The following is a 12,961-nucleotide window of genomic DNA, read 5'->3' as shown; positions in this document are numbered from 1 at the left end:
CTAATTTTTTAGGTGGTTTCAAAATATAATCTGCCGTTGTTGGTGAGAACACCGACGATATTATTACATCAAATTAACTTCCACAAACCAAACAATCTTCGTCGTCTAGTGAACAAGCTGCTCCTCCTAGTCCGTCTTTTAATTGTTCTTCTTGTGCTTGTCCGTTTTGGCGTTTATGGATTCTAGCAAGTGCTAAATTTGATTGTTCTTCCATATCTCCAGCTCCAGCCATTTCTAACATTTCTTCGTTGCTTTGAGCAACTATTTTTTCAGCCTTTGCTTTTGTTGCACTTGCACCTTTGTTTATTTCTAAAGCATCTTTATCTACTGTAAACTTAATTGCATCAGCAGCAGCTTTTGTACGAAGGTAATACATACCTGTTTTCAAACCTCGTTTCCAAGCGTGGAAGTGCATAGAAGTCAATTTTCCGAAAGTAGGATTTTGAATATGAACATTCAAACTCTGACTCTGACAAATATAAGCTCCTCTATCAGCCGACATGTCAATAATTGTACGCTGACTAATTTCCCAAACCGTTTTGTAAATATCTTTTAATTCTTGAGGAATACGCTTGATACTCTGAACCGAACCATTTGCAGAAATAAGTTCATTTTTCATTTCATCATCCCACATATCAATTTCAATCAAATCTTTCAAAAGATGTTTGTTTACCACAACAAATTCCCCAGAAAGCACACGACGAACATAAATATTAGATGTATAAGGTTCAAAACATTCGTTATTTCCCAAAATCTGAGAAGTAGAAGCTGTTGGCATTGGTGCAAGTAAAAGCGAGTTTCTAGCTCCATGTTTTACTACTTCGCTACGCAATTCTTCCCAGTTCCAACGTCCATTATGATAATCTTCATCTACATTCCATAAATCAAATTGGAATTGTCCTTTTGATAATGGCGAACCTTCAAAAGTTTCATAAGCTCCTTCTGTGATAGCTAAATCTTTAGAAGCAGTCATGGCAGCAAAATAAATGGTTTCAAATATTTCTTTATTCAATTTTGCAGCTTCTTCCGACTCAAAAGGCATACGAAGTAAAATAAACGCATCCGCTAAACCTTGTACACCCAATCCGATTGGACGGTGACGCATGTTTGATTTACGAGCTTCTTCGATTGGATAATAATTTCTATCAATAATTCTGTTCAAATTGACAGTTGCTTGATAGGTTACATCATAAAGTATTTCATGATTGAATTCTAATTTGCCTTCTTTATTTTCGATAACGAATTTTGGAAGAGCAATAGAAGCCAAATTACAAACTGCCACTTCATCAGGTGCAGTATATTCCATAATTTCAGTACAAAGATTTGAAGATTTGATTGTACCCAAATTCTTTTGATTTGACTTATTATTTGCGTGGTCTTTATAAAGCATATACGGAGTTCCCGTTTCAATTTGTGCTTCTAAAATAGCAAACCAAAGTTCTTGCGCTCTGATTGTCTTTCTTGCTTTTCCTTCTAATTCATATTTTGTATATAAATCTTCAAATTCTTTTCCATAACAATCTGCTAACCCTCGTGCTTCATTCGGACAGAAAAGCGACCATTCGCCATCATCCTGTACACGTTGCATAAATAAATCTGAAATCCATAAAGCATAAAACAAATCTCTTGCTCTAGCTTCTTCTTTACCATGATTTTTCTTCAAATCTAAAAACTCAAAAATATCAGCATGCCAAGGTTCTAAATAAACAGCAAAAGCTCCTTTGCGTTTGTTTCCTCCTTGGTCAATATAACGAGCTGTATCGTTGAATACTTTCAACATCGGAACAATTCCGTTTGAATAGCCATTTGTACCACGAATATATGAACCTGTCGCACGTACATTATGAACACTTACACCAATTCCACCAGCCGATTGAGAAATTTTAGCACACTGCTTTAATGTGTCATAAATTCCATCTACACTATCACCTTGTATTTCTAATAAGAAACAAGAAGACATCTGAGGTTTTGGAGTTCCTGCATTAAAAAGTGTTGGTGTAGCGTGTGTAAACCAACGCTCAGCCATCAAATGATATGTTTTGATAGCTGCATCAATATCAGTCCCATGAATGCCTACAGAGACACGCATAATCATTTGTTGAGGACGCTCAGTTACTTTACCATCAAGACGCAAAAGGTATGAACGTTCTAAAGTTTTGAAGCCAAAGTAGTCATACTCATAATCTCTACCATAATCAATAGCTTGATTCAAAACATGTGCATATTTACGAACTACTTGTACAACCTCATCAGAAATAAGACCTGCTGGCTCATTTGTCTTTGGGTTTACATAATTATAAAGCTCTTCAATTGTTTCTGAAAAAGCATCTTTAGTTTCTTTATGAAGATTTGAAATAGCAATTCTTGAAGCTAAAATCGCATAGTCTGGATGAACAGTTGCCATAGTGGCTGCTGTTTCGGCTGCAAGTTCGTCGAGTTCTACGGTAGTAACATTATCATAAAGTCCTGCCAAAACTTTATAAGTAATTTCTTGAGGTTTTATATAACGATTATCCAAATTATCACAAAGCCTTTCAATTCTGGCTGTGATTTTTTGCATAATCACTTCTTCTTTCCTGCCGTCTCGCTTGATTACGTACATATATATATTTTTTTGAAATAAATTAATTTTGATGGAGAACGTATTTTCTAGTTTCTTTTAAACTCATTTTTCTAACTGATTCTGAATGAGTTATCATTTTAAAAATACGCTATCGGATTTTGGTACAAAAATACGCATCTTATTTCAGAACTGAATTATTTAGATTCAATCTAAGAAAGATTACTTTGTTGGTAACGAAGAAAAAATATTTTTGTTAGGAAGAGATTTGTGTATCGGTCTTTATAAAAGCAACGAACAATAAATTGTTTTTAGTGAAATTTTCCCAATAAAAATAGCCTTCTGTTACAAATTTCTGACAAACATTAATTTACAATTTTTGATTTGCAAAGACAAAAACCAATAAAAATTTAACATAGAAATTTGTTGATAACTTTTTATATATCAAAAAAGCCTTATTCAAAACCGAAATATACGGATTGAATAAGGCTTTAATTATTTATAAAATTAACAATTTAGATTGCAATAAATTGTGTAAAAAGAAAATATAAAGCAGCTATAAAAATAGCGATTAAAAGTCCTGCAAAAACATAAAAGCTAGTGTAATTGTATTTCTGTTTTGCTGGCTTTGGCTTCTTGTTATGCTTTTGGATTTCTTTGTCTAAAGCAAAAATTTTCTCTTTGTGATGATTCTGATGATTTCTAATCTCCAAAATACGTAACTGAATTCCTTCTAATTCCTTTTCAAAATCAAAGAAGTGTTTTTCGTGCTTTGCTTTTTGGAAGTAAAGATTTTCAAGAACTTCTTTTGTGGTTCTGAATTTAGGTTGATTTTGGATTTTCTGATTTTTGGTAAATAAAGCAGTCATAATAATAGTAGTTAAGATTGATAGGATTTAATTAAAAGCTAATTTTATTCCTTCCCATTTTTTTGAAGGTTTTAGATTAAATTAACTACCTCTTAACCCAACTATATATTTATTAATTCCATAATTATCAGTTATTTATCTATTATCATCTTATTTGTATTAATTCTGAATATACTTTTTATTTGACTTAAATGGAACTTTTTTAAAATTTTATTTCGTAAAAAGGTTGTTTTTCTTCTTGTGGTTGTTTAGTTAAACTAATAGTAGATTCTATAAATTTCAACTCATTTATTTTGTAATACGAACAACAAGATATGATATTTGCTTTCGTTTTTTGGGTTTTCAAAACAAAACTTCCTATATACATATCTTTAATCCATAGTTTAAATAGCTTATCAGTAATATACCCTTCTTCATCAACTCCTACAATTAAATAAGGAGGATTATCATACCAAGTTGTTTCTCTTACTGTTGCATTTACCTTATTATTAAAACTATCAGTTAAATAAAAATCTCCTATAAGTGTATCATATTTAATTAAAATATTTTCTCCTGTTATTTTATCTATGGGTCTGAGATAAAAAGCCTCTGTCGTTTCCCAACATTCATCTCCACAAGCACAACAACTTGTACATAAAAATAGAATCAAAATATTCAGAATTATTTTGTAGGACATAATAGAATTAAGTTTAAGGTTCGATAACATTTATTCCTTTCTCCACGAAATTCGAATACAAGTTGCTGCAATTACATCAGAAATAAAAAGTGAAATAATTTTCAAATCCATCTCAAAAAAATTTTTTTTCTTCTCAATTTCAAAACTTATTCACACACTAATTAATAAGAAATTCTTTTTTTAAAAACCCCCTACTATTACTATTATAGTGTTGATAAGTTGATAAGTCTAGTTATCAACACGTTATCCACAGAAAAATAGAGGTTATCCACACTTTTTTAAAAGTTATCAACCTGTTAATTTACTGATAATCAGTTTATTATGTGGTTTATCCACAGTATCAACATTTGATAAGCACTTTTTATACACATTGTGGATAACCTGTTGATAACCATAAACTTACTGTTGGTAACGTTATCAACATCTGTTAGTAACTACTTCTTAACATGAGTTACACACAATCGATAGGCGAGTTATGCACAGATATTCACACAAATTGTGTATAAGTGTCGAAAAAGTGAATAACTTTCGTTTTTACAAGAAAAAAGGAGTTGAAAGTGTTGAAAACAAAGAAGTTATTCACATTTTATTGTGGATATGTTGATAAGTCTGCAAATAAGATTAGTTTTTAAAAATAACAAGTGAAAAAAACTAAAAATATATTTCAAAATGTGGATAACTTTTGTTAAAATGTGGATAACTCTAAAAAATATCGAATAAAGTTTGGATTTCTAATGTTAATAACGTGTTAAATCAGAAAAAAGGAGAAAATAAGGCTAACAATGTGGATAACTTTATTCAAAATGTGGATAACTCTAAAAAATGTGAATAAAATTTGGTTTTTGGAGGTAAAAACAAACAAAAAACCATTCCTCCTTGCGAAGAAATGGTTTTTTATAAATTTCATAAAAAATAACTCTATACTTTGAATAACAAAGTTTAAGTTGTTTTCTAATTTGGTCAAATCAAGGAAAAATTCCTGATTCCATATAAGCAATTGCAATTTTATCAATCGAAGTAATAAAGGCTGCGTTACGCAAACTCTTTACATCTTTATAGGTTTTGAAAGTTTCTCTTACTTGATGGTATGAAGTAATCATAGTTTCCTCTAATGCAGAGTTTACTAAATCACGCTCATCAGCACCACGCATAATCATTTTACGAAGATCATCACCAACTCCTTTTCCTGTCGCAGCTTCAATCGCTTGAACAATACGAGTATTTTCCATTTGGTCATAACGTTTAGTTATTTTACCAAAAGAAACACGAGAAAGATTTTTTAGCCATTCCAAATAAGAAACAGTAACACCACCAGCATTTAAGTAAAAATCAGGCAAAATCATTTTGCCTTTAGCTAATAAAATTGCTTCTGCTTCTCTAGTAATAGGACCATTTGCACCTTCTCCAATTACCTTTGCTTTTATTCTTGGTGCATTTTCTTCTGTGATTTGGTTTTCTAATGCAGCAGGAATCAAAATATCACATTCAAACTCCATAAGTTGATTGCTTGGTTTGACTTCTTGTGCTTTTGGGTAACCCATAAGAGAACCTGTTTCTTTACGATGACGGAACAAATCTTCCACATCAAAACCATCTTTGTTATATACTCCACCTTCGTACTCAGCAATTCCGACTATGATTGCACCTTCTTGTTGTGCATAAAGTGCTGCATGATAACCAACATTACCAAAACCTTGTACGATAACTGTTTTTCCTGCTAATCCAGGTTCTAAACCTAAATCCTTCATATCCTCAGCAATACTCATTGCTTCACGAATACCATAAATTACTCCTAAACCTGTTGCTTCAGTACGCCCACGGATTCCGTGCATAGAAAGAGGCTTACCTGTTACACAACCAAGGGCATTAATCCCTGGGCGAAGAAGTGCATACGTATCTGCAATCCAAGCCATTTCTCTTGCTCCTGTTCCGTAATCTGGTGCAGGAACGTCAATAGAAGGCCCTATCATTTCTTTTTTTACAAGCTCTGTTGTATAACGGCGTGTAATTGTTTCTAGTTGGCGAGCAGTATATTTTTTAGGATTGATTTTTACTCCTCCTTTAGCTCCACCAAAAGGAACATTTACGAGTGCACACTTAAAAGACATAAGTGTTGCCAGTGCTTTTACTTCATCTGCGTTTACAGCTTCAGCAAAACGAATACCTCCTTTTACAGGAAGTTTGTGATGAGAATGCTGAACTCTCCAAGCCTTAATTACTTGATAGTCTCCATTATCTAAATGAAGTGGAAAACTCATTTCATATACACTATTTGGAACAATAATTTGTTCAAGCAATCCTTTTGGGTGCTTTGTTAGTGCTGCAGCGTTATTTAGAGAGCCAACAACATCCTTATAGAATTTTGCGCCTTGTTCTAAATGTTCTCTATCTTTATCTGTCATATCGAACGTGTGGGTTAGGTGTGTTTGAATTTGTATTTATATATTTTGGCTTAAAGTTACTTCATTTTTTTATTCCAAAAAATACAAATCTTATTCTTTAGAAACAATTTTTTTTCGATAAAAATAAATTATTGTCTATTGAGCTTTTAGCCTTTGTTTATTCTCCTTTATAGAATAGGAAACTTTAAATTGCGATATTTGAAACCTAAATTATTTGCCAAAAAATCATTATTGAAATGAAAACTATAAAATCATTTTTACTTCTTGCTATTTTATCATTCTTTTTATTTTCGTGTCAGAACAACTCTGAAAAAATGAAAGATGAATTTGCTAAAAAATTTGAAGGAAGTTGGAAACTTTTTCGCCTAACAGGTAAACGTGGAGTAGCTGATTCTGTTATAAAAAAATTTCCTGTAACATTAAATGTAGAAGATACAGCTTTTTTGTTTCGCCAAGCCACACAATATGGAGGAACAACGTACAGAAACTGGATTTTTGAAGATTCTATTTTGCTTTTACCTTATTCTAATCCTTCAAGAAAAGAAGATACTTTGAAATTCAAAGTTTTAGGGTTAAATTTAGAACAATTGATTTTACAACGAAGAGATAGTCTACTTATAGAATTTGATACACTTTATTTTGAGAAGTATTGATTTGACTAGAATAAATTTTTATTTCAATAAGACTTATTTCTAAAAAAATAAAACTTTTTTAAGTTTTTATGAGCTAGTTTGTACGTTGTTTTTTGTATGTAGTAGTGAAGGCACTAATTGACTAAGTACTTACCTGAGTTTAATTATTGTTTTCACTTTTATTTTAAATCACTACTACTCTAATCAATTTAATCAAACTAAACATGAAAACTTATTTTTTAATTGCAATTCTAAGTCTTATTTTTTCATTTTCTACACTTGAAGCAATGGCTCAAAACCAAACAGTAGAAAAGACAAAAGAAAAAGCAAAAAACAAAACAAATAATCGTATCGATAACAAAATCGATAATAAACTTGATGAAGGTTTGGATGCCATTGAAGGACTTTTCAAACGCAAGAAAAAGAAGAAGAAAAAAGAGGAAGAAAAGAACGACAATAACTCTGAAAACAATTCGAATCAATCCACAGAAACACAAAATAATACGGGTTCAGGATTTTTGGATAATCTTCTTGGAGGAGGAAATGGAGAAAAAATAGATATAAAATCAAGCTATAATTTCAATTCTAATTTTGTGATGCGTATGCAGATGTACAAAAAGAATGGAAAAGAAGATGGTGATATGTTTATACGCTACTACAACTCTGCTGACCCTAATTATATGGCAATGGAAGTGATGGAATCGACTAAAGATGGAAAAATCAAATCTTTAGAATCAAAAGTAATTGTTGATGGTTCGCAGCAAGCTATGATAACAATTATGGAAGACCAAAAACAAGCTATTGCGATGAAAATGCCAAATATTGAAAATTATGAGCAGGCACAAGAACAAGAACAAAATCCTGATCAGGCAATGAAAGATGTCAAAATTACTCGTACAGGACGTACAAAAAACATTTTGGGTTATACATGTTCGGAAACCATTATGGAAAGTAATGATATGAAAGCTACTTCTTGGACAACCAAACAAGTCAAATTATCTCAATTCAAAGCCTTTGCAGGAATGATGATTCAAAATAAAAAAGATAAAAACCAACTTATGGCTGTTCCATTAGAGTTTACGATGGAAATGGAATCAATAGATAAAAAAACAGGAGAAAAAACAAAAATGACTGTTACAGAGGTAAATGAAAACCAAAACTCCACAATTGATATGAGTAGCTATAAGGTTATGGATATGTCTGGACTTATGAAAGGTGGAAACTAAAATAGTAAAAGTAAAAAACCAAATTTATCTCTTTCTGATAGAGTAGTTTGTATCAAAGTGGGCTTAGGCTTTGCTTTAGCTCACTTTTTTTCACAGACACTTCTCAGAATTAGTAACCAAATATAAACTACTTATTAAAAAAATATTCAAATGAAAACTCAAATTTTAATATACTCTGTTTTATCATTTTTCATTCTTACTTTCGTTTCTTGTAATCCTAAAAAGTATGTAGAAGACAAAATCAATGAAACTATTGCTGAAAAAATGGTTGGTGCTGCTATAGGAACAGATGTAGAAACCTCTAATATATCAGATACAGAAAAAGCTACAGGTCAATTAGACTTGACTATAGATGGAAAGCATCTGAATAGTAAAATCAATCAACCTGTTTTTCAAATTGCTTCTGGAGCTGGTAAGGAAAGTGAGAAAGTTGTGATAGCTACTATGTTATCTATGCAAACACAAGATGGAAAAGAAAGTGGTTTACAGTTTGGTATTTCTGGAAACAAAAACCAATTTAAAACCTCAATGGTAATTAATTTTGAAGATGTTGGAAAAGATGATAAAGTCAGTCCAACACTACAAATTATAACTACTGGTAAAGCTACTGATACTAATCCAATGGGTATGCAAATAATTGTAGTAAAAACAGGAACTCTTAAAGTTCTTTCTTTTTCTGACGAAGAAGTAAAATTTGAAATAGATGCAATGGGAGGACCTAATACAGCCGAAACCCATGAAGGAAAAAATCTAGTTCCAATAAAAGGTACAATAACTTGCAAATATCCTGTTATGACATTTATGGGAGTAAAGAAAGACGAAATTTTCTAAGTTTTTTAATATCATTTTATTTTTTAATAAAGCCGTCGGTAAAGTAATCGCTTTTACGACGGTTTTTTCGATTCAAACTTTAACTTTTTACCAATTATGAAATTTATTTTCTGTAGTCTTATTTTTTTATGTTTTGCTTATACAGGATTTCCACAAAATGTACAAACACCTATTAAAGATTAGGGTAAACGCACGAAAAAAAACTTATCTTTATTGGTTTATTTTCTATTTTCTATTTAATGCAAGACTCTATTAATTTTTTGTTTTCTGATATTAAAGATTTCAGACAACCTTGGAAAGTTCTACATAAACTTTGTGATATACTTTTTATAGCTCTTTGCGCCTTGATATCTAATGGTAAAGACTTCGAAGATATGGAATCTTTGGGAAAAGAATGCTTTGAATGGCTCTTACAATTTATAGAACTTCCTAACGGTATTCCTTCTCACGATACTTTCAACAGGGTTTTTCAACTTTTAGATCCCTCTGTTTTGATAGAAATTTTGAAGAATGATGGTTTTGATTTTATCCATAGTTTAGTAGGTACACATATCAATATTGATGGTAAAAAAGTAAAAGGCTATTCGCCTAAAAGTAAAGGTAATGAGGGACTTTATATTGTTAGTGCTTGGGTAAATGAACATAAATTATGCGTAGGTCAGACCAAAGTAGCAGAAAAAAGTAATGAAAAGACCTCTATACCTATTCTACTTAACTCAATAGATATAACGGGTAGTACGATTACTATAGATGCTATGGGAACACAAGAAAATATAGCGCATCAGATAATAGATAAAGGAGGAGATTATATTTTAGCCTTGTAAAAGAACCAAAAAAAGCTATTTGAAGAAGTAAATGATGAATTTGTTTGGTCAAAAGTAGCACCAGAACAGACCGATATAACAGAAGATACTCTACACGGAAGGACTGAGATTAGAAAATGTAGTATTATGAAAGCTGATCAGCTATTAGAAACTAATTTTTTGGAAAAGTGGAAAGGGTTAAAAACACTTGTTAGAATAGAATATGAGCATATAGAAAAAAATATAACTATCTGCAAAACAAGATATTACATAAGTAGCAAAATAAATACGGCAGCTTATTTTAATCAGTAGGTTAGAGGACATTGGGGAATAGAAAATCAGCTACATTGGCACTTAGATGTAACATTTCAAGAAGATAAAAATAGAAGCAGAACAGCTCATTCACAAGTGAATCTAAATATTTTAAGAAAAATAGCTTTAAATAAAGTAAAGCGTTCGGATGAAAAATTAAGTCTAAAAAAAAGAAGATTTAAAGCAAGCTTAAATAAAGACTACTTAGAAAAACTGATTTTCTCATAAATCTTTCGTGCGTTTACCCTAAGAGTTTGCCAGAATAAGCCATACTTTATTATTTACAACAATTCTCATATTACTATTTTGAGGAAATACGTTTTTTCGTTATGTTACATCTTAATTATAGATAGAGTATTCAAACTAGAAAAAACATGCTTCAAAAAGCTAAATATCATTTGTCTAAAGATCCTTTATTTGTTCCTATATTAGAGAACATAGAAATTAATACATTTAAAGACTTTGAGAATGAAACTGTCAAAAGTGAAGTAAATGTTATGGCTGCTCTTATAAAAGCTATTGTTTCTCAACAACTTTCTGTAAAAGCTGCAAACACCATATACAAACGTTTTCTAGATTTATTTGATGGAGTTTCACCAAATGCAACTATTTTATTAGAAACTGATGCCGAAATTCTAAAGTCAGTAGGATTATCGAAACAGAAAATGACTTATATAAGAGAGGTAGCTTTATTTTCTCAGAATAACGACATATCTATAGAACTTATCAATCAAAAGAACAATGAAGAAGTAATAAAGTACCTCACACAAATAAAAGGAGTAGGAAGATGGACAGTTGAAATGTTATTAATGTTTACTTTATGGCGTCCAGATGTTTTTCCTGTGGCAGATTTAGGAATCCAACAAGCGATGCAAAAACTTCTAAAAACAGATGAAAAAGGAAAAGAGTTAATAAAGGTAATGCATTTGCATTCTGAAAAATGGAAACCATATCGAACTTTTGCAGCAATGTATCTATGGAAATGGAAAGATAGTGTTAATTTGTAAGCAATTTTACTATATAATAAACCTTATCATAGTTTGAATTTATAGTAGTTCAGATATCTTGTCTGAACATAAAAAGCAGTGTTTTATCCTATTCAACAGTCTGTAAGACTGGTCTACAAAAACAACCTTGATAGTCTTTAATAAGTAAATCTATTTCTAATTACATACAACTTGTTTATAATCAACAGCTTGTCTTCTTTGGAAATTTAGGTAAACAAATTAAAGCCTAAAAAAGTTTCAAAAAGTCTTATTTTTTTATAGAAATAGTTTGCAGAATTAAAAAAGGTTCTTACCTTTGCACTCCCAAACGAGGGAAAAGAGACAAATATAGTTAAGGATTTAAAGCGAAAAAAAAACTTTAAAGATTTTAGAAATAAAATTTGATAGTTTAAAAATTAAGTTTTACCTTTGCATTCCCTTTCAGAAATGCTGAAAGAAAAAGGTGGTAAAAAGATAAAGAGTTGAAATAAAAAGAATAAATAAAATATAAATTTTAGTTTGTTTTTAAAATAAAGATTCTTACCTTTGTGCTTCCAAAAAAAACAACAACGAATGTTTAAGTTATTTAATAAATATAAATATTCGTTTTAAGTAGAGGTTTTAAAGCAAAAAAAAACTTTAAATATTTTAGAAATAAAATTTGATAGTTTAAAAATTAAGTTTTACCTTTGCATTCCCTTTCAGAAATGCTGAAAGAAAAAGGTAGTAAAAAGATAAAGAGTTGAAATAAAAAGAATAAATAAAATATAAATTTTAGTTTGTTTTTAAAATAAAGATTCTTACCTTTGTGCTTCCAAAAAAAAACAACAACGAATGTTTAAGTTATTTAATAAATATAAATATTCGTTTTAAGTAGAGGTTTTAAAGCAAAAAAAAACTTTAAATATTTTAGAAATAAAATTTGGTAGTTTAAAAATTAAGTTTTACCTTTGCATTCCCTTTCAGAAACGCTGAAAGAAAAAGTAAGTAAAAAGATAAAGAGTTGAAATAAAAAGAATAGATAAAATGTAAATTTTAGTTTGTTTTTAAAATAAAGATTCTTACCTTTGTACTTCCAAAAAAAAACAACGAATGTTTAAGTTATTTAATATTAAGTATTCGTTTTAAGCAGAGGTTTTAAAACAAAAAAAACTTTAAAGATTTTAGAAATAAAATTTGGTAGTTTAAAAATTAAGTTTTACCTTTGCATTCCCTTACGGAAGGAGCTAATGAAAACAAATTAAAAACGTTTTTATTCTTTTCAAAATAACTAAAAAATAATTAAAATTTTATTTGGAAGTTAAGAAAAAAAGCTCGTATCTTTGTAAGACCTTTCAGAAACAAAATGAAAAAGTTAATCAAAATGTAACGAAAGATTAATTTGAATTTGACAAATGAAGTCATAATTCACAACTACTAAAGTAATTCAATTTATTGTTTTGCATTTGGTAACAAGTTCCTTGACATGCAGGAAAGATGAACAAAACAGGAAAATTTAAGTATCAATTAATTTATAGCAATATTAATTAATTATCATAAAAAAAACTTTCTGTCAATTCTTAAAACAAAAGTAATACGGAATTAATAATCAAAAAGAATAACCGTATATGTTACATATACAAAATCAACTTTGATTCTTAATTATAAAACAACAGCTTAATAAC

10 protein-coding genes are annotated in these 12,961 nt (G+C 30.0%); 6 read left to right on the top strand and 4 right to left on the bottom strand.

Annotated features, from left to right (window positions below; all coding sequences use genetic code 11):
* Nucleotides 1-73 precede the first annotated feature (73 nt).
* From V9L05_RS08285 to V9L05_RS08270, 4 genes are all read right to left on the bottom strand, one after another.
* Nucleotides 74-2,602: a ribonucleoside-diphosphate reductase subunit alpha gene (locus V9L05_RS08285; protein ID WP_338815100.1), complete on the bottom strand. Its 2,529-nt coding sequence runs from the start codon at nucleotides 2,600-2,602 to the stop codon at nucleotides 74-76.
* A 473-nt stretch (nucleotides 2,603-3,075) separates the two neighbouring features.
* Nucleotides 3,076-3,429, bottom strand: a complete 354-nt coding sequence (locus V9L05_RS08280) for a hypothetical protein (RefSeq protein WP_338815099.1) — start codon at nucleotides 3,427-3,429, stop codon at nucleotides 3,076-3,078.
* Nucleotides 3,430-3,631: 202 nt separating this feature from the next.
* Nucleotides 3,632-4,105 carry a hypothetical protein gene (locus V9L05_RS08275; protein WP_338815098.1) on the bottom strand — a complete coding sequence of 158 codons (474 nt, stop codon included), beginning with the start codon at nucleotides 4,103-4,105 and terminating at the stop codon, nucleotides 3,632-3,634.
* A 965-nt stretch (nucleotides 4,106-5,070) separates the two neighbouring features.
* A complete protein-coding gene (locus tag V9L05_RS08270; protein ID WP_338815097.1) occupies nucleotides 5,071-6,507 on the bottom strand; it encodes a Glu/Leu/Phe/Val dehydrogenase in 1,437 nt (478 codons plus the stop codon).
* 236 nt (nucleotides 6,508-6,743) lie between these two features.
* Here V9L05_RS08270 and V9L05_RS08265 point away from each other — a divergent pair, with 236 nt between their 5' ends.
* From V9L05_RS08265 to V9L05_RS08240, 6 genes are all read left to right on the top strand, one after another.
* Nucleotides 6,744-7,160: a hypothetical protein gene (locus V9L05_RS08265; RefSeq protein WP_338793725.1), complete on the top strand. Its 417-nt coding sequence runs from the start codon at nucleotides 6,744-6,746 to the stop codon at nucleotides 7,158-7,160.
* A 203-nt stretch (nucleotides 7,161-7,363) separates the two neighbouring features.
* The gene (locus V9L05_RS08260; RefSeq protein WP_338815096.1) at nucleotides 7,364-8,365 is read left to right on the top strand and encodes a hypothetical protein; all 1,002 of its coding nucleotides are present in this window, start codon (nucleotides 7,364-7,366) and stop codon (nucleotides 8,363-8,365) included.
* A 150-nt stretch (nucleotides 8,366-8,515) separates the two neighbouring features.
* Nucleotides 8,516-9,196 (top strand): hypothetical protein, encoded by a 681-nt coding sequence (locus V9L05_RS08255; RefSeq protein ID WP_338815095.1) that lies wholly within the window; start codon nucleotides 8,516-8,518, stop codon nucleotides 9,194-9,196.
* Nucleotides 9,197-9,435: 239 nt separating this feature from the next.
* Nucleotides 9,436-10,020, top strand: coding sequence for an ISAs1 family transposase (locus V9L05_RS08250; RefSeq protein ID WP_338815094.1), 585 nt, complete (start codon nucleotides 9,436-9,438; stop codon nucleotides 10,018-10,020).
* A 126-nt stretch (nucleotides 10,021-10,146) separates the two neighbouring features.
* Nucleotides 10,147-10,311, top strand: a complete 165-nt coding sequence (locus V9L05_RS08245) for a hypothetical protein (RefSeq protein WP_338815093.1) — start codon at nucleotides 10,147-10,149, stop codon at nucleotides 10,309-10,311.
* A 374-nt stretch (nucleotides 10,312-10,685) separates the two neighbouring features.
* Nucleotides 10,686-11,318: a DNA-3-methyladenine glycosylase 2 family protein gene (locus V9L05_RS08240; RefSeq protein WP_338815092.1), complete on the top strand. Its 633-nt coding sequence runs from the start codon at nucleotides 10,686-10,688 to the stop codon at nucleotides 11,316-11,318.
* Nucleotides 11,319-12,961: the final 1,643 nt, after the last annotated feature.

Origin of the sequence: Bernardetia sp. Wsw4-3y2 (genome assembly GCF_037126295.1) — a bacterium.
GTDB lineage: Bacteria > Bacteroidota > Bacteroidia > Cytophagales > Bernardetiaceae > Bernardetia.
Note: the sequence above shows the minus strand (reverse complement) of the source record. Positions and strands in the feature narration are given on the sequence as shown.